This is a genomic window from Aphanothece sacrum FPU1, from assembly GCF_003864295.1.
Lineage (GTDB): Bacteria > Cyanobacteriota > Cyanobacteriia > Cyanobacteriales > Microcystaceae > Aphanothece_B > Aphanothece_B sacrum.
In genome coordinates, this window is record NZ_BDQK01000001.1 from 568,677 (window position 1) to 587,960 (window position 19,284).

Consider the following 19,284-nt stretch of genomic DNA (forward strand, 5'->3'; position numbering starts at 1 on the left):
ATTTATTATTATGTCTTTCGTCGGTTTACATATCCATAGTGATTATAGTTTACTTGATGGGGCCTCTCAATTAAATTCCTTAGTTGAACGGGCCGTAGAATTAGAAATGCCCGCGATCGCCTTAACTGATCATGGGGTAATGTATGGCGCGATCGAACTAATTAAAGTCTGTCGAAATAAAGGAATTAAACCTATTATTGGCAATGAAATGTATGTCATTAATGGAGATATTGAAGTTAAACAACGTTCTAAAAGATATCATCAAGTTGTCTTAGCAAAAAATACACAAGGTTATAAAAATTTAGTTAAATTAACTACTATTTCCCATCTTAAAGGGGTTCAAGGAAAAGGAATTTTTTCTCGTCCCTGTATTAATAAAGAATTACTTCAAGAATACCATGAAGGATTAATAGTTACCAGTGCTTGTTTAGGAGGAGAAATACCTCAAAGAATTTTATTGGGAGAAGCTAAAGAAGCCAAAAAGATTGCTAAATGGTATCAAAAAATATTCAAAGATGACTTTTATTTAGAAATTCAAGATCATGGCTCACAAGAAGACCGAATTGTCAATACAGAAATTCTGAAAATAGCCCGTGAATTAGACATTAAAATTGTAGCAACAAATGACTCTCATTTTATTTCTTGTTATGATGTAGAAGCTCATGATGCTTTATTATGTATTCAAACAGGTAAATTAATTACCGATGAAAAACGTTTGAGATATAGTGGGACAGAATATTTAAAATCGGCTGATGAAATGCGGTTATTATTCCGTGATCATCTCACAGATGATGTCATAGAAGAAGCAATTAATAATACGTTAGAAGTTGCCGAAAAAGTCGAAGTCTATAAAATTATGGGGGAACCTCGTATTCCTAATTATCCGGTTCCTTTAGGACATAACCCTGATAGTTATGTCGAAAAAACTACCTGGGAAGGATTATTAGAAAGGCTTAAATGTCTTTCCCGTGAAGAAATTCCTACCGTCTATAAAGAACGGTTAGAATATGAATTAAAAATGCTCCAAAGAATGGGGTTTTCTACTTATTTCTTAGTAGTTTGGGATTATATTAAACATGCCAGAGATAATGGAATTCCGGTGGGGCCTGGAAGGGGTTCTGCTGCGGGTTCTTTAGTTGCTTATTGTTTAAAAATAACTAATATTGATCCTGTACATCATGGACTTTTATTTGAAAGATTTTTGAATCCTGAACGCAAATCTATGCCAGATATTGATACAGATTTTTGTATTGATAGACGGGATGAAATGATTAAATATGTAACTCAAAAATATGGAGAAAGTAAGGTTGCTCAAATTATTACTTTTAACCGTTTAACATCTAAGTCAGTTTTAAAAGATGTCGCTAGAGTGTTAAATATTCCCTATGCTGAATCAGATAAAATGGCCAAAATGATTCCGGTTTCACGGGGAAAACCTGCTAAATTAAAAGTTATGATTTCTGAAGGAACTCCTGCTCCAGAATTTAAAGAAAAATACGATAATGATAGTAATGTGCGTCATTGGATAGATATGGCTATTCGCATTGAAGGAACGAATAAAACCTTTGGGGTTCATGCTGCAGGTGTGGTCATTTCTTCAGAACCTTTAGATGAAATTGTTCCTCTACAAAAGAATAATGATGGGTCTGTTATTACCCAGTATTTTATGGAAGATTTAGAATCACTGGGATTACTAAAAATGGACTTTTTAGGGTTAAAAAATTTAACTACACTACAACGAGCATCAGAACTAATTAAACAAAATCAAGGTATAGAATTAGATTTAGATCAACTACCTTTAGAGGAACGAAAAGCTTTACAAATTTTAGCAAAAGGGACTCTAAAGAAACTACCTGCAGATATAGAAAAGACTCACAAATTATTAGAAAGGGGAGATTTAGAGGGAATATTTCAGTTAGAATCATCAGGAATGAAAGATATTGTAAAAAATTTAAAACCATCAGGAATAGAGGATATATCTTCAATTTTAGCTCTTTATCGTCCCGGCCCTTTAGATGCAGGACTTATCCCTAAATTTATTGATCGTAAACATGGAAAAGAACCCATAATATATGAACATCGTCTCTTAGAACCTATTCTAAAAGAGACTTATGCTGTGTTAGTTTATCAAGAACAAATCATGAAAATGGCCCAAGATTTAGCTGGATATTCTTTAGGTGAAGCTGACTTATTACGTCGGGCCATGGGTAAGAAAAAAGCATCAGAAATGGCAAAACATCGAGAAAAATTTATTGATGGATCTGCTAATAATGGAGTTGAAAAAAATATTGCCGAAAGTTTATTTGATCAAATGGTCAAATTTGCTGAATATTGTCTCAGTTATGACACAGAAATATTGACTATTGAATATGGGCCAATTCCTATTGGTAAAATTGTCAAAGAAAGAATAGAATGTACGGTTTATACGGTTGACAAAAATGGTTTTATTTATACTCAAAAAGTTGCTCAATGGCATGATCGAGGTCAACAAGAAATCTTTGAATATTGTCTCGAAGATGGTTCAGTTATTCGTGTTACTAAAGATCATAAATTTATGACCAATGATGGTAAGATGCTTCCTATTGAGGAAATTTTCACTCAAGGATTAGAGTTAGAACAAATTATTTTATAATGGATAATGGATAATGGATAATGGACAATGGATAATGGACAATGGATAATGGATAATGGATAATGGACAATCGACAATGGATAATGGATAATGAATCAGAAAACTTTTAAACTCAATTCATAATTCATAATTCATAATTCATAATTCATAATTCATAATTCATAATTCATAATTCATAATTCATAATTCATAATTCATAATTCATAATTCATAATTTTATGGAATGGTTTACGATTCTCTTATCAAGTCTAATTACAGCAATTTCTCCCGTAGGATTAATTATTGATACAGTTGTTTCAGATACAATTCGAGCGCAAGTTGCTGAAGTAGAAGAATTAGCAGTTCGTATTGATAATACACCCAGTTATCAAGTAATAGAAGGAAAAGTAGATCGTATTCGTATTGCTAGTCGAGGAGTCCAACCTATTCCTAACCTGAGAATAGAATTATTTGAACTCGAAACCGATCCCATAAATATTAATTTAGATGAGTTACAAAAACCAGGAGGACTAACAAAAATAAGAGAATCATTACGAGAACCCTTACAAGGGGCTTTTCATGTTATTATTAAAGAAAATGATATTAATAAAGCTTTACAATCTCCTAATGTTAAATCTCAACTCCAAAAAATTATTGATCGGTTAATACCAGCAGAAGGGCCTAAATTTGAAATAATAAACTTACAACTAGAATTTCTAGAAAACAATCGTCTCGGTATCACTGTAAAATTACAACAATTATCAGAAGAAGGAGAAAAACCAGATGAATTAAACTTAAATATTAATGTAGGGTTTAAAGTAAAACAAGGACGATCCATCGAACTGTTAGAACTAACTGTAATCCTAAATGATAGGAAAATATCCCAAAGATTTATCGCCCCTTTAGTTCAAGGTTTTAATGAACAATTAGACTTAGAAACCTTTGAAAAACAAGGAGTAATTGCCAGAATTTTACAATTAAATATTAGCGAAGATACGTTAGATTTAGCTGCTTTTGTTCGTCTCAACCCGGCCACGGAACCGTAACCGACAATTAGATCGTCATAACGTTAGAATAGGGTTAAGAGGGATCACTATGCAAAATAATCAAAATCGTTCATCTATTGGTTTTATTGCTGGACTCATCACGGCGGTTATCGTCACGGGAAGTCTATCTACTTGGTGGGCCGTTCATACCTTAACCACCTCCCAGACAAAACCCTCAACTCCTACCGAAACCCCTATTCCTCAAACCCCTAAGCAAGTCCAAGCAGTAGTTGTTTACTGGCTTAATGATAGGGGCGAGCGCTTAAAATTGCTAAATCGCCCCATCATGGTTAACAAGTCATCAGGGACACAAATAACCTTAAAAACTGCCCTAGAAACCCTATTAGCTGGATCAAAAGACTTTCAATACTCCAGTGCCATTCCTTCAGGAACGAAACTACTTAGTCTGATAGTTGATAAACAAGGAGTTCACCTTAATCTCTCCTCAGAATTTACCAGAGGGGGCGGCAGTGCCTCTATGACTGGTCGTTTAGCCCAACTACTCTATACTGCTACCAGTATAGACCCTAAAACGCAAGTTTGGTTATCGGTTGAAGGACAACCCTTAGAAGTATTAGGGGGAGAAGGTCTAGAAATACAGCAACCCATGACCCGTAAGTGGTTTGACGAAAATTTTGAATTGTAACACTATTGTTAACAATGCTCAATCCTGTTCTAAACTGATCATTGGACAAAGTATTGTTAAGTGATTATCATGGCGTACTACTGGTTTAAAGCCTTTCACCTCATTGGTATTGTAGTTTGGTTTGCGGGTTTATTTTATTTGGTTCGTTTATTTGTGTATCATGCAGAAGCATCTCAACAACCAGAACCGGCCCAAACCATTCTTAAAAATCAATATGAGATTATGGAGAAACGTCTCTATAACATCATTACGACCCCAGGAATGGCGGTAACAGTAGCCATGGCCATTGGTCTAATTTCTACGGAACCAGATATACTCAAATCAGGCTGGTTACACATTAAAATTGCTTTTGTGGTCTTATTATTAGGATATCATTTTTATTGTGGACGCATTATGAAACAATTGGCAAAAGGGGAATGTCTCTGGAGTGGCCAACAATTTCGCGCCCTAAATGAAGCCCCAACTGTGTTATTAGTGGTTATTGTTTTATTGGCTATCTTTAAAAATAACTTACCCTTGGACTTGACTACTTGGTTAATTTTTGCCCTAGTAATTTCTATGGCTGCGTCTATTCAATTATATGCTAAAAAGCGTCGCCTCGATCAAGAAAAATTACAAGAGATAGTACAAGAATAAGTTACAATTTTTAAACCGGTGGGTTACGAAGCGGATAAAAAATTATTAGTTTTCCCTTAAAATCATTGCCGCGTCTAACCCACCCTAAGAATCATAAAATTTATAGCATAAGGGAACAGGGAACAGTAAAACCTTTGTCATCGCCCTTGTTTGAGCTTTTAAAAATGTCCTAATTATCTTTTAATTTTAGCATACAATGTCTTAAAACCCTGAATTCAGGTGTTAGGAGTTAAGGAGTTCCTTTGCTTTATTCTGAACTCCTATCTTAACTCCCGTATTTTTGATTTATGCTTCGATTTGTTGAACCATTTCTTGACTCTGAGTCCGATCCATTTTAAACACTAATACCCCTAAAGGAGGTAAACACAAATCAAGAGAATAAGGTAGACCATGAAAAGACCATTCATCTGTCCATTTTCCGCCTAAGTTCCCCATGTTACTGCCGCCATATTTTTTGGCATCACTGTTAAATAACTCCGTATAGTATCCCGCTTCAGGAACTCCAATACGATAGTGACTATGAGGTTGAGGCGTAAAATTACAAACCACCACCATAAAATCACTTGGTTCTTTACCCCGACGAATAAAAGACACCACACTATGACGATTATCCGTACAATCAATCCAGCGAAACCCTTCTTCTTCAAAATCACGAGTATATAAAGAGGGTTCACTCTTATACAGCGCATTGATCTCCTTAAAGAATAATTTAAGCTGTTGATGGGATTCATATTGCAACAAATTCCATTCTAAATCTGCCCAAACATTCCATTCACTCCATTGACCAAATTCCATGCTCATAAACATGGTCTTTTTGCCCGGATGGGTGAACATATAAGCAAACAAACTGCGGACATTGGCGTATTTTTGCCATTCATCCCCAGGCATTTTCCCGATAATATTACTCTTACCATGTACTACCTCATCATGAGATAGGGCCAGCATATAGTTCTCACTATGATTATACCACATACTAAAAGTAACGTTATTTTGGTGGTATTGACGGAACCAAGGGTCCATACTGAAATAGTCCAGGATATCGTGCATCCATCCCATATTCCACTTCAGATTAAATCCTAAACCTCCCGCATAAGTAGGCCAAGATACCATCGGCCAATCTGTAGATTCTTCCGCAATGGATAAAGATCCTGGAAAATAACTAAACAGAACACTATTGACCTGACGCAAGAAATCAGCGGCCTCTAGATTTTCTCGTCCCCCGTATTGGTTAGCTATCCATTCTCCCTCTTTACGACAATAATCAAGGTATAACATGGAGGCAACCGCATCTACCCGAATACCATCAATATGATATTTATCGAACCAAAATAACACATTGGCCACTAAAAAGTTACGGACTTCATTACGAGAATAATTAAAGACTAGGGTTCCCCATTCCTTATGTTCACCTTGACGGGGATCAGCGTGTTCATATAAATGAGTGCCATCAAAAAAGGCTAATCCGTGACCATCTTTAGGAAAATGTCCTGGAACCCAATCTACTATGACTCCAATCCCGTTTTCATGGCATTTATCCACAAAATACATGAAATCTTCGGGAGTACCATAACGAGAAGTCGGTGCATAATATCCCGTGACTTGATAACCCCAAGAACCATCAAACGGGTGTTCCGCAACGGGTAATAATTCAATATGAGTAAATCCTAAGTCTTTAACGTAGGGAATGAGCTTATCCACTAATTCATAATAACTCAAGAAACGGGCCCCCGGATTTAATTCCGAGACGGGAACTGGATCGGACTCTCCTTTGAGTAAAAGGGTTTTTTCATCAGAAGAAGCGTGTAACCAAGATCCTAAATGGAGTTCATATACGGAAATAGGTTGACTAAGAGGATCACTATTGCGTCGCTTTTCTATCCATTGGTCATCATTCCATTGGTAAGTCTCTAGATCAGCGACAATGGAGGCAGTTTTGGGGCGAACTTCTTGATAAAATCCGTAGGGGTCAGTTTTTTCGTAAATATGACCTTCCCAGTTTTTCACCTCATACTTATAAGAGGTTCCAGTACCAAGTTCAGGGATAAATAGTTCCCAAACATTGTTACTGCGTTTACGCATTTGATGTTCTCGACCGTCCCATTGATTAAAATCGCCTAAAATGGAGACATTACGAGCATTGGGGGCCCACAGAGCAAAATAAACTCCTTTTACTCCATCTACTTCGGCCAGATGGGCCCCTAATTTTTCGTAAATACGGTGATGGTTTCCTTCCGCAAATAAGTGTAAATCGAAGTCAGTGATGTAGGGAGAATTAAAAGCGTAGGGATCGTAGATAACTCGTTCGGATTCCCCTTCTTTTACCCGTAATTGATAATTATTGAAGTTAGGGGTTTCAATGATACACTCAAAAAAGTTAGGATGATGAACCGATGTCATGGCATATTCTTGCCGTTCGGTAGGGCATAATACCCATGCGGCCTGTGCTTTTGGTAAATAAGCACGAATAACCCATCGTTTAGAATTACCATTTTCTTCGAGTAGATGGCATCCTAAAAGTTCAAAGGGATTGTGATGTAGATTGTAGACAATCTGATTAACTTGATCAGGGGATATGGTGGTAGTAGTCATTCAGCTATTAATCTCAACGGAATCTGATGGCAATAGGCCCTAGTGCATCTTACTACCTACTGTTACACAAAACCGATTGCTCTGGGTCATAACCGCTAATATTATACATTCAAGGGACTTAATAACTGATCTAACCATTGTTTGATTTTTTCTTGATAGGGATCATCTGGGGATAACTCACATAACCCTCGATAATAGTCCGCGATCGCACAATTCCAGTCTCCTCTAACGTGATAAGTATAACCCCGTTCGGCATAAAGACGACCGGCCAATTTTTGGGGAATCAACAAGGCAAAATCAAAAGCATCTAGGGCTAATTCATACCATTCTAACTCTCTGAGGGTAATTCCTTGATTAATCCAAGCTTTTTCATTGTAGGGATTAAGATCTAAGGCTTTTTCGTAGTCTTCTAAAGCTTCAATTAGGTTTCCTTGGGAAGATTGACAGTTTCCTCTATTATTATAGGCTCTATCTAAACTAGGATTAAGGGCGATCGCTTGATTAAAATCTGCCATCGCTTGGATATAATTTTTTTTCTGTAAGTGCATTAATCCGCGATTATTATAATCGCTAGGGTGATCAGGATAACGGACAATTAGTTGATCGAGTAGGGTGATCGCGCCGTTATAATCCCCTTGGTTCGCTTTTTCTCTAATTTCTGTCCGTAAACGGTTGTAGCAGGTTTCGGGGGACTGAAACTGATCAGCCATAATTCTAGAATACCAATTCCCTTGGGGAAAAGGCAGGGAATGGCAATGGGTATGGTGTGAATTAGAAGAAAAAAGGGTCTGATTTTTCATGTTAAACTCTGTTGTCTTTTCTTATTTTCACCCTACTTAAAGGTTCGAGGGTTGATTCGTTAAAATGTGTCAATCTTATAACTGTCTTTAAACAATGGCTACAATAGCCATTATCCAAGAATACATTATTTACTTGGATTTTTTCGTAAAGTTTTCCTTAAATTTTTTCGTTACTGTTTACATGGACTGTTTGAGCGATCGCACCCAATTCATTAAAGCTTGTTCAAAGGGTTAGAGTTAGAAGACTCGACGATAACATAAATAAGCCCCCTAAAAATATTAGAGGGCTTAAAATTAATTAAACACAGTAATTAGGAATTATCCTAAAACTGCTTTTGCTTTAGCTAATACATTCTCAACAGTAAAGCCAAATTTGTCCATACAGGTTCCACCAGGCGCAGAAGCACCAAAAGTATCAATACTGACGGTATCACCTTCAGGGCCAACATATTTATGCCAACCAAAACTTGCAGCAGCTTCTACCGATAACCGCTTGGTTACAGCTTTAGGTAGAACAGACTCTTTATAAGCTGCATCTTGAGCATCAAATAATTCCCAAGAAGGCATAGACACTACACGAACTTTCTTACCTTCAGCAGTTAATTTTTCAGCCGCAGTCACACACAAACTCACTTCTGAACCAGTACCCATCAAAATGATATCAGGTGTCCCCTGACATTCAACAATAGTATAAGCACCTTTAGCCACTCCTTCCATGGAAGTTCCTGGCAAATTAGGCACATTTTGACGAGTGAAAGCTAATAGACTAGGTTCGTGTTTTTTGGACTTCTCAATAGCGATTTTATACGCCCCAGAACACTCATTTCCATCAGCCGGACGAAACACCGTTAAATTAGGAATAGCCCGTAAAGAAGCTAAAGTTTCAATGGGTTGGTGGGTGGGGCCGTCTTCCCCTTGTCCAATAGAGTCGTGAGTCATTACCCAAATAGAACCCGCTTGAGACAAAGCAGACAAACGGATAGCCGCCCGCATATAATCGGTAAAGATTAAGAAGGTAGCACCGTAGGAAATTAAACCAGAACCATGTAACGCCATTGCATTACAAATAGCACCCATGGCGTGTTCCCGTACCCCAAAATGGACGTTACGGTTAGCATAATGGCCTTTTTGGAAGTCGCCAAAACCTTTCAATTCTGTTAAGTTGGAGTGGGTTAAATCAGCCGAACCGCCAATTAATTCTGGTAAAACGGGGGCTAATTTGTTGAGACAGTTTTCTGAATGTTTACGGGTGGGTAATGGCTTATCTTCAGGGGTAAAAGTCGGTAATACTTTGTCCCAACCGTCAGGAAGTTTATTACTCAAATAACGTTCAAATTGAGCCGCTTCTGAGGGATATTTAGCTTTGTATGCTGTAAAAGCCTTATTCCATTCAGCTTCATAAGCAGCACCCCGTTCAATGGCTTTATTCATGTAAGTAAGCACATCTTGAGGCACGACAAAAGGCTCATATTCCCAGTTTAATGCCTTGCGGGTTAGAGCGGTTTCTTCAGGTCCTAATGCGGATCCGTGAATACCTGCGGTATTTTGTTTGTTGGGGGAACCGTAACCAATAGTTGTGGTTACTTTAATCATGGAAGGTTTATCGGTGACTGCTTTAGCTTCTTCAATAGCTTTGGCGATCGCCGTTAAATCAGTATTACCACTTTCTACATGGAGAACGTGCCAACCATAAGATTCAAACCGTTTGGAGACATCTTCAGTAAAGGCTACATCAGTAGAACCATCAATAGAGATGTGGTTATCATCATACAGAGCAATCAGTTTACCTAAACCCCAATGTCCGGCAATAGAACAAGCTTCACTGGCAACCCCTTCCATGTTACAACCATCACCTAAAATTACATAGGTATAATGGTCAACAATGGTAGCATCAGGTTTGTTGAAGGTAGCCGCTAAATGAGCTTCAGCTAGGGCTAAACCGACTCCATTGGCGATCCCTTGTCCTAAAGGCCCGGTGGTAACTTCTACCCCTTCAGTTTCAAAGTTTTCGGGGTGTCCAGGGGTTTTAGATCCCCATTGACGAAATTGTTTAATATCTTCAATGCTGACACTATCATAACCAGTCAAATAGAGTAAGGCGTACTGTAACATACAACCATGACCAGCCGAGAGGATAAAGCGATCGCGGTTGAACCATTTGGGGTTTTTGGGATTGAAGCGCATGAACTTATCCCAGAGGACAAACCCCATCGGAGCAGCTCCCATAGGGAGTCCTGGGTGTCCTGATTTGGATTTTTCTATCGCGTCAACGGCTAAAAAGCGAATAGAATTAATACAGAGTTCTTCGAGTGACTGGGTGGCAGCGACCATAACTTTTTTTGGAATAAACTACGATAAGACAATAATTGGTATAGAGTTAGTAACCTGCTGGTTGTACTTTCCCCAGGGTTTGTACCCATCATCCCACTCTTGCTTGACATACTCTCACCGCTAATTGCTACGCAATGTAACGAGAGATTCTTCCAGGCTCGCGCATAGGAATTACTGAATCATCCAGACCGCTTAACTATCTCCACTCTCGCGTTAGTTAGCCATAGGCGGGGCTGTCCTCAGTCGTTTAGGCTTTTGACCTCAGTTTGCGGATGCCCTCCGCTACTGTTGATTAACAATGTGTTTTTTTTAGATGGTTGGTACTTCGTTAGTTTCCCTAGCTGTTTTTACTGTGTTTTCGCTACCACAGGATCTTAGTTTTAACCTTCTCGGAACGCTTTGCCTCTAGAAAAACTTCTAGCCTACGCAGTAGGGGGTAAGGTATCTCAACCGATGTATATCATACACCAAAGTGAAACTTCGCGGTTTATTTGTTGGTCGTTATTGTCCTGTGATCGCTAGTGTTAAAATCATCATAATATCACGCTTACCGTGTTAGAACGATAATTAATTATAAAGACCAAGGAGCAAAAGATAAGTATAGAATTTGTTTTTTCTGGTCAAATGATGGTGTTAAAGATGTTGAAATCGTGGATTATCATTAACAAGAAAAGACTATGGTTAATATTCCCACTCATAGACCACCAACTACCCCAGGTGAAATGTTAAGAGAAGAATTTCTAGAACCAATGGGGTTGACTCAACAACAACTTGCAGATGGCATTGGAGTTAGTTATCAAAGGATTAATGAATTAATTAATGGCAAGAGAGGTATAACAACAAGTACAGCCTTAAGACTAGGGAAATACTTTGGGACATCTCCTGATTTTTGGCTTAATATACAAAGAGCGAATGAGCTTTATTCTGTAATGCAAAAAGAAGCCGAGCAGATTGAAAATATTAAGCCATTCGTGCAGATAGGAACTTAGACATAAAAGTAGGAACAACTTGTACAATCGGCTCTCCCGTATCTATGGGAAAAATGTATAATAAGCTACAATATTTTACTGGGTGGGTTACGGCGCGGATTAAAACTTATTCGTTTTTCATCAAAATCATCACCGCGCCTAACCCACCCTACGAAATATAAGATTTTCTTATCACCATAGATACGGGAGAGCCTATAATCAAAACTTAGTTTCATAGCGAATGGTTGCTTCATTAATAGAATAATTATAAGAGAAGCGAACGAGTGCCTTATTATCTAATTCATAAACGGTTTGTAAAACCGGATATATACTTAAATTTGGCAATCCTATACTATCTCCTATATCATCAGTTGTTTCATTCATTTGAAAAATCCAATCTTGAAGAAAAGGAAGAAGAACTACTGCAACTTGAGGAACCCCGATTTGCAGTAATTGAGTTGAATTTTGCTGCTGTTTCTCTGCAATAAAATCAGGAAGCTGACTCCCAAAAAGAGCAAATAGTTGACTATTGGTAAGAGGAGGATTACTGGTGACAGTAACAATCGGAGATTGGACTAAATCCCCTATGGAATTAGTGCCTAAGTTATTCACCTCAATACATTTGGCTATTTGTGTTAATAGGGAATTAGAAATAGTTGGAGATGAAGGAATTGGCCGATTATCTGTCCTTGTAAATTGACAAACTTGTTCTAATTGTTGACCAAGATTAGGCAGTAATTGACTGGCACTTCCTTTAATTCCTAGTGTAACTTCTGCTGATCTCGCTCGACTATTTTGTAGGATATCATCAGGAATTTCATTATCTTTAATAGACTGTAATCCCACTAATAAAAGATAGAATTTTAGCTCCAGATTAAGATAGGGATTAAGTAAACCATCTTGAGGTAAAAATGTCAAGGTATTATCTTGTTTACTACTGAAAAATACGCGAGTGACAGGAATATCTATTTTACCTGTATTCACCTTAACAGTTCCCGATGGTTCAAGAGCAAATATTTCAGCAAATGAAAGATTACTTAGTTTACCATTAAATGTAATATCTCCACTTACATTAAAGTAAAATTTAGGATTGATTTTTTTCTGATCAATTCCTACCTCATCAATGGAAATTTTAAAATCATTTAGTCTCGGAGAACTTATTATTCCATTGTTTGGGGTAAAGGTTCCTACCCAGCTTTCAAAAATAGGAGAGTTTGCTTGTTGTTTGGGAAAAGTAGGAACGACTAATTGTCCTTTACTAAAGCGCAGTTTTCCCCCAATTACAGGACTAATTAACGCCCCATCAATCACAATTTTACCATCGATAAGCCCTTCATAAATCCCATTTAAATTAATACTTTCTTCATTAATATTTAAGGTTAAAGGAGTGGGATTAGGTGTTGCTTTTGGGGATAAAGGAAATAGAGGTAAACTTCCTTGTGCGGTTAAAACTCTTGTTGCTACTTCTGCGGTTAATTCCTTAACTTGAAAGTATCCATTTTGTAAAATAATTTGACTATTGAGAGTAACGGGAATGGGTAATAATTCACTGTTAAAAGTGCCATTCTCTAAATTTAAAGTTATTTTACTATCAGGATTTAAGCTGATTTTTAGTTTATCATATACCGTTACTTTTCCATTAACATTGATGTTTATTTCTCCTTTTCCTCCATCCCAAACAATCTGCCCTTGTGTTAATGGTTCTAGTAAAGAAAAAGCTTCTGTTCCTATTTTAGCATTAATTGTAAAGTCATTATTATTATTGTTATCAATGGGAAAAGGAACTAGAGCATTAAGTTGTATAAAATCAGGATTAGTCATTTTTACTTTTAATTTATCCTGACCATAACTAAATTCTCCGCCTAAATCTTGATTGAGTAATCTAGCATAGACTGAGCCATCATTAAACTCAAATTTACCTTTCATTTCAGGATTAATTAGTGAGCCTTGAAGCACTCCTTCTAGTTTCACTAATCCATTAATATCTTCTGGAATAACAATTAAGCTTCTAACAAGATCTAAGGTTAATTTTTCTACTTTAAAATCTGATGGTTCAATATAAAATTGATTATTTTTATAGGATAAATTTAATGTTCCTTGAGCTAAAGTTTGTCCAACTTCAATTGTTGGTTTTAACTTAATGATACCATTTTCTAATTGTCCTTGAATATCTATTTTTTCAATAGGAATTATTTGCGCTCCTTCAATGACTAATCCTAATGGGTTGATAATAGAAGGGATAGAAGGTTGAGGTGTCCATTGCCATTTATTTCCTTCTAATTTTACTGTTAATTGGGGTTCTTTCAAATTTCCGCTTAAAGTAATTCCGGCATTAAATTTACCTCTCATATTTAATTTTCTCGGCAGATCTCCAGAATTTCTAGCGACAACTATATCTTTTATTATACGATCATTTTGCCAAAATGAATTTACTTGTTCAGCTACAGTATCATCAATATTTCCCATAGGTTTAGGATTGATTTGTTCAGCCGTAGTAAATATATTATCTCTTAGATTTAGTAAGCGTAAAAGACTATCCCAGTCAGATAAGTTTAAAGCGGTTAATATATCTTGGATATAGCCTTCTTTAACATCTAATTTACCTTCAATGTTACCTGACTTTAGATTTAATGCTCCTGCTACATTATAACTACTGTTGCCTATTTTTAATGTGGTATTATCTAACACAACACGATTATCTTGATACACCCAACTGGTTGTAAATTTATCTCCTACAATTTTACCCAATTTAGGATTAGATAAGCTTAAATTTCCTCCTAAGTTTAGAGTAGATGGGTTGAAATCTAGGTTAATATTTAATTGACCTCCTAAATAATCAGGAATACCATAGTTACTAATTGGAGAAATTCTTAGTAATTCTAAAGGAAAATTTTGCACTTTAGCAACTAATCTATCATTTTCATATTTCCCTTGAGCAATAATAGGATTAGATGTTTTAGCGATTTGTTGTATTTCAAAAGAGTTAAGAAGGTAAGGAAAGAGACATTTTTGTAACTTACAAGTAGTTAAATCAGCCGCAATAATATCTTGTTTTCCTCGCAAATTTATAGATATTTTATCAGATGATTCTATTTTTATTTTTCCACTTATTATAGGATCAAATAGACGATTATTAATGCTAAAATTGGATAGGCTTAAATCGCCAATTAGTTGTAAATTCTTTAAAGATAAGGGATCAGTTAATAAATTTCTAGCAACTAACTTACCTTTAAATTTTCCTTGTCCAGTTAAATCAATAGTTTGAGATAATAAGTTTCTATTAACAGGAATTTTAGCTAAAAGTTTAGTTAATGGTAAAGTTTCTAAATTAATTTGCGTATTGACATTAAGATTAACTTCTTTAATATCAGGATTTTTCCATAGATTTGATAATAATAAGTTTCCGTTAGCTGTTAAGTTTTGCTTGCCAATATTAATGGATATAGCATCAGCTTTAACCGAAGATATCTTATCTGATGGAAAAATAGCATTAATCGGAGCAGTTAGATTTATTTTAGCATTTAATGGCTCTAATTTATCAAGAAAGAATAATTGTGAATTCAAGGATGATAAATGTATATTTTGAGCAGTAATTTGAGATTCTATTTGATCTTGATTAAACTTAGTTGAGGTAATTAATGTTCCTTTTGCTATGCTGAATTCTGTTTCTGCATTCCCTGTAATACGATTAAAATTTAAGGAAAGTAAAGAGGCTAAATCAGTCGTTAAATTCACATTAGCTTTATTGACTCTAATGACGGGATATCCTTTAATAATCCATTCTGTTAAAGTTGGGGGTGTGGTAGTCGCATTTAGAGTAATAATTCCTTGATTTAATTGGGTATTTGACCTTATTTTTTGATTAGCTATTATTAAGTTAGTGTCAGCATTTATTTGTAAACCATTAAAATTAGGTTGGCTTAAATTTCCTGAAAAAGTAATTTGACTTTGAGTTAATTTAACAGGAATTGATAATTGAGAAACTAGGGAATTTAACGATAAATTATTAAGATTAGCAATGCCGTTGATATTCCCTTCTTTGACTGTACCTATTGTCTTAATTTTACTATCGACAACACTTAATTCAAGATTTGCTTTTGCTGTAATTGCTTGCCAATTTAATGTTGAATTATGCCAAATATTGTCTAATTTTGCTGCTATATTGATTTCAGAATTATTCAGGGTGACAGGAATGGGTAATTGGGGTAAAAATGAATTAATAAGAAGTTTGACTACTGTGGTTGCTGCTGTTATCTTTCCTTGTTCTATTTGACTATTAATAATGACTTTCCCTTGGGCAATAGATAAGCCTAAATTAGACTGCATTTGTAGGGATGTATTAAAAGGTTTATCTAATCTTCCTAAAAATTGACTATTACCTCTTTCAATCAAAAAATCATCAGGACATTTAAGTTTATTGACAGCACAAAAAGGAGTCAAAGATAAGGAGTTATATTTTAAAGTAGTTTGCCATGTCTTGACCTTTAAATCAGCATTACCGGTTAAAAATACTGTTCCACGATTAGTAATTAATTCTGTATTGGTTAGACTTAAATTATGGCGATTAATTACAATACTTCCTTGACTTAAAATGTTACTGTTAGGTTGACTTAAATTGGATAAATTCTGCCACTGCATTATTCCTTTGATATTTCCAATGGTTCCTTTTAATTGCCCTTTAGCGGTTAAGTTACCTAAATTAATCCTCTTAGGTAGTTTATAGTAAACGTCAACAAGTTTAGCAGTATTAAGTTTAGTCTGAAAAGTAAGATTTAATGGATATTTATCTAAAGTAAGGGGCTTTTTATTCTGTAATGAGTTAATTAAATTAGGCTGAATAACTCCTTTAGCTGTTATTTCTCCCCCTGATTCTGGTTTAATTCTAAAAGATTTTAAGACTAATTCATTAAAATTTGTTTGAAATTGACCAGCAACTTTATTTAATGTAGTTTTGGCGATTATAATTGGGTTCTTATTGTCGATTTTACCGATTAAAAAAGGATTGTTTAATTTACCAGTCAGTTTTAAATTAACGTCTACTTGTCCTTTAATTTTAACGGGAGAAGAAATAGGAAAAACTTGATTAAAGTTATCCCAACTTAACCCCTTAATATCAATACCTAAATTACTGCCTGTTTGCCAATCATAATTTCCTTTTATTTCTCCGATAATGTTACCTAAATTAACTTGTGCTTTGTCAATTAATATTTTACTTCCTGCAAAAGAAAAATTACCTAAAACTTCTATTGGTTTTTTCAATAATTGCCCTTTACTTTCAAGGTTATTTACCTTAACTGTTCCCTCTGCTTCGGTATGATCAAACTCTTTAAGAGAAGGTAAATTAAGATTAAGATTCGCTTTAATATCTCCTTGTTTTAATTGAATCGGTAGATTAGGAATAAGATTAGTTAAATCATTTAAAGCTAATTTGTTAATAGTTAATTTTACTTGACTTTCAGTAGTCTTTATCATGGTCTTCCCTTGAATATTAATGTCACTAGCAAGTAAACCAAGATTGATATTATAGTCCCACTTCTTCAGAGGATTTTCTTGATAAGTGGCTTTTCCTGTTATATCAACATTAACCGGATTTTTGCTGTCATAAGCTAATAATTGAAGTTCAGATTGTTTAAGAGAAAAAGTTACATCTAAATTCACAGGGACCTTATCATCTGTGACCTTGAAATCTAGCCAATTTCCTTGAGCATTTTGTGGTAAATAAGATTTAAGCTTATGGGGAATAATCGTAAGAGATAAAGTACGTTGAAATAAAAGAGAAAAAGGATTAAAGTTAACAATAACACTCTCAGTTGTTAAGTGACTAGAATAGTTAGATGTGCTAGGAATAGAAGACTTTCCTAGAGATAAATGAGTTAAAGAAAATCCTTGAAGTTCTCCAATATCAATAGGACGGTTAATGATTTGACTCACTTGTTGTTCTAACCAAGGGGGAAGATATTCTCGTAAGAAAATTCCTAACCCCATATAACCCAACCCCAAAATACTAATAGAGGTGGTTCCAATGATAATAGTCTTGGGTCGTTTAATAATATGAAAAAAGCGACTAAAATGACGAGAAATGCCAGTTTGAGGGGGAGGAGATTGACTCATGAGGGTTCATATTTAAAAAAAATAGTAAAGAGACCTTGAGGAGATAATTAAAAACATATAAAATGTTTTTTGACTACTGTAACTTATTAACTTAGGAAAATGGCAACTGATGAATAGGAGACAAATGATCAAGAGACAGAGTATAGCTTAAACCCAGTTAAGATAAAGTAAAGAAAAAAGATGCACAATAACGGTCAATATGCCCGACAATAATAAAAAGAAACACAAAGGAGTAACCCACTGATGTTGGCATACATCCTAGCGATCGCCTTAGGAATAACTAGCTTAAGTCTGTACCTATCTGCCTTCTTTTTACCCGAACTCCATCGTAAAGACGATTTTCTCTGGAGTGGCGTTGGTTTATTTTACGCCCTAATCTTATGGTTATGTGCGGGACGAATAACAGGGGCCGTCTTATTAGGACAAGCGGCAGCAGTCACCCTTGTGTTATCTTTTGGATGGCAAACAGTCAGGTTAAGACGGGCGATCGCTCATCCAGACGAACAAACTGATTTATCGGGTTTTTCCTTACTTAACTGGGTAAAAGACCGTTTAGGGAAGAAAACTCAACCTTCCTCACCTCCTGTTATTGAAACACCCCCCCCAACGGTAGAAACTCCCGAAATATCTCCCCAACCGGAAGAAACAGTGATTATTGAGTCAGATTTAGCTATCACAGAAACTGCTGAACCTGAAATCTCAGAAACTCCCTTAGAAGAACTTATTACTACAGAGTTAGAGACTCCCGAAACAGAACCAGAAACCTCAGAGTTAGTATCAGTAGAGGAGACACCTACCATAGAATCTCAACCTGTGGTTAAACCGCAAGTTGAACCCAAGAAAAAAGGGTTTTCTCTTAAAGGGTTATTTGGGTTTGGGAAGTCTAAACCTAAACCTCCTGCACCAACTCCTTCAACTGTGTTAGAAGAAGTTACAGCAGTCATAGAGGATGAAGAATGGGAAGACTCCGAGACTCCTTTAGAAGATAGTCAAGAAAAAGCAACAACGACGGTTACATCAGAAATAATCCCCGAAAAAACCAACTGGGAAGATACTAAAGAAGAAACTGTTACAGTTGTGACATCGGAAATAATACCCGAAGAAAACACCTTAGAAATTACAGAAATTATAGAAGAAAAAGAAGCGATCGCACTCACACCGGAAATACCTGTTTCAGAAAGTGAAGAAAAAGAAGTGATAGGAGTGATACCAGAAATCACCCTTCAAGAGAGTGAAATCAAAGATGAGATTGAATTTAAACCCGTTATTGTTGACGATGAAACAGAAACACTAATTGAAAGTTCTGAACCTAAAAATGTTGTCCCTTCTCCTATAGAAAGTACCCCAGATATAGTTAAACCAATAGCAACACCTGAAACAGAAAAGATTGAAGAATCTCCCTTATTGACTGAAGATAAAAAGGATAGTTAATGAATGTACTTATAGGGTGTGCATTGCCCACCCTACATTATCAGTAAACAGTTATCAGTGAACAGTTAACAGTAGAAAATATTCTCTTACTGATAACTGATAACTGTTCACTGTT

The 19,284-nt window shown here is 35.8% G+C and carries 10 protein-coding genes; 6 read left to right on the forward strand and 4 right to left on the reverse strand.

The window, feature by feature from the left end:
• The first annotated feature begins 10 nt into the window (after positions 1 to 10).
• From AsFPU1_RS02615 to hemJ, 4 genes are all read left to right on the forward strand, one after another.
• Positions 11 to 2,632 (forward strand): DNA polymerase III subunit alpha, encoded by a 2,622-nt coding sequence (locus AsFPU1_RS02615; RefSeq protein WP_124974669.1) that lies wholly within the window; start codon positions 11 to 13, stop codon positions 2,630 to 2,632.
• A 218-nt stretch (positions 2,633 to 2,850) separates the two neighbouring features.
• Positions 2,851 to 3,657 (forward strand): LmeA family phospholipid-binding protein, encoded by an 807-nt coding sequence (locus AsFPU1_RS02620; protein WP_124974671.1) that lies wholly within the window; start codon positions 2,851 to 2,853, stop codon positions 3,655 to 3,657.
• Between the two features lie 49 nt (positions 3,658 to 3,706).
• The gene (locus AsFPU1_RS02625; RefSeq protein WP_124974673.1) at positions 3,707 to 4,303 is read left to right on the forward strand and encodes a GerMN domain-containing protein; all 597 of its coding nucleotides are present in this window, start codon (positions 3,707 to 3,709) and stop codon (positions 4,301 to 4,303) included.
• Positions 4,304 to 4,372: 69 nt separating this feature from the next.
• On the forward strand, positions 4,373 to 4,939 hold the full coding sequence (gene hemJ, locus AsFPU1_RS02630; protein WP_124974675.1) for a protoporphyrinogen oxidase HemJ: 567 nt from the start codon (positions 4,373 to 4,375) through the stop codon (positions 4,937 to 4,939).
• Between the two features lie 285 nt (positions 4,940 to 5,224).
• On the opposite strand, the gene glgB is transcribed toward hemJ, so the two are convergent.
• The 3 genes from glgB to tkt form a co-directional block, all read right to left on the reverse strand.
• Entirely contained in the window at positions 5,225 to 7,528 is a 2,304-nt protein-coding gene (gene glgB / locus AsFPU1_RS02635; protein WP_124974677.1) for a 1,4-alpha-glucan branching enzyme, read from the reverse strand.
• A gap of 101 nt (positions 7,529 to 7,629) precedes the next feature.
• Positions 7,630 to 8,328 (reverse strand): tetratricopeptide repeat protein, encoded by a 699-nt coding sequence (locus AsFPU1_RS02640; RefSeq protein WP_124974679.1) that lies wholly within the window; start codon positions 8,326 to 8,328, stop codon positions 7,630 to 7,632.
• A 318-nt stretch (positions 8,329 to 8,646) separates the two neighbouring features.
• Complete coding sequence (tkt, locus tag AsFPU1_RS02645) at positions 8,647 to 10,659, reverse strand: transketolase (protein ID WP_124974681.1); 2,013 nt, start codon at positions 10,657 to 10,659, stop codon at positions 8,647 to 8,649.
• Between the two features lie 677 nt (positions 10,660 to 11,336).
• Here tkt and AsFPU1_RS02650 point away from each other — a divergent pair.
• Entirely contained in the window at positions 11,337 to 11,648 is a 312-nt protein-coding gene (locus AsFPU1_RS02650; protein ID WP_124974683.1) for a HigA family addiction module antitoxin, read from the forward strand.
• Positions 11,649 to 11,846: 198 nt separating this feature from the next.
• Here the strand turns inward: AsFPU1_RS02650 and AsFPU1_RS02655 are convergent, their stop codons facing one another.
• Positions 11,847 to 17,738, reverse strand: coding sequence for a translocation/assembly module TamB domain-containing protein (locus AsFPU1_RS02655; RefSeq protein ID WP_125061035.1), 5,892 nt, complete (start codon positions 17,736 to 17,738; stop codon positions 11,847 to 11,849).
• A 243-nt stretch (positions 17,739 to 17,981) separates the two neighbouring features.
• On the opposite strand from AsFPU1_RS02655, the gene AsFPU1_RS02660 reads away from it, so the two are divergent.
• Complete coding sequence (locus AsFPU1_RS02660) at positions 17,982 to 19,169, forward strand: Ycf66 family protein (RefSeq protein ID WP_125061036.1); 1,188 nt, start codon at positions 17,982 to 17,984, stop codon at positions 19,167 to 19,169.
• The last annotated feature ends 115 nt before the right edge of the window (positions 19,170 to 19,284 follow it).

Excerpts from the sequence above, each read along its gene's own strand:
- AsFPU1_RS02625 (WP_124974673.1), top strand. The coding sequence starts at position 3,707 with ATGCAAAATAATCAAAATCGTTCATCTATTGGTTTTATTGCTGGACTC.
- hemJ (WP_124974675.1), top strand. The coding sequence starts at position 4,373 with ATGGCGTACTACTGGTTTAAAGCCTTTCACCTCATTGGTATTGTAGTT.
- AsFPU1_RS02620 (WP_124974671.1), top strand. The coding sequence starts at position 2,851 with ATGGAATGGTTTACGATTCTCTTATCAAGTCTAATTACAGCAATTTCT.
- glgB (WP_124974677.1), bottom strand. The coding sequence starts at position 7,528 with ATGACTACTACCACCATATCCCCTGATCAAGTTAATCAGATTGTCTAC.
- AsFPU1_RS02615 (WP_124974669.1), top strand. The coding sequence starts at position 11 with ATGTCTTTCGTCGGTTTACATATCCATAGTGATTATAGTTTACTTGAT.
- AsFPU1_RS02655 (WP_125061035.1), bottom strand. The coding sequence starts at position 17,738 with ATGAGTCAATCTCCTCCCCCTCAAACTGGCATTTCTCGTCATTTTAGT.
- AsFPU1_RS02650 (WP_124974683.1), top strand. The coding sequence starts at position 11,337 with ATGGTTAATATTCCCACTCATAGACCACCAACTACCCCAGGTGAAATG.
- tkt (WP_124974681.1), bottom strand. The coding sequence starts at position 10,659 with ATGGTCGCTGCCACCCAGTCACTCGAAGAACTCTGTATTAATTCTATT.
- AsFPU1_RS02660 (WP_125061036.1), top strand. The coding sequence starts at position 17,982 with ATGTTGGCATACATCCTAGCGATCGCCTTAGGAATAACTAGCTTAAGT.
- AsFPU1_RS02640 (WP_124974679.1), bottom strand. The coding sequence starts at position 8,328 with ATGAAAAATCAGACCCTTTTTTCTTCTAATTCACACCATACCCATTGC.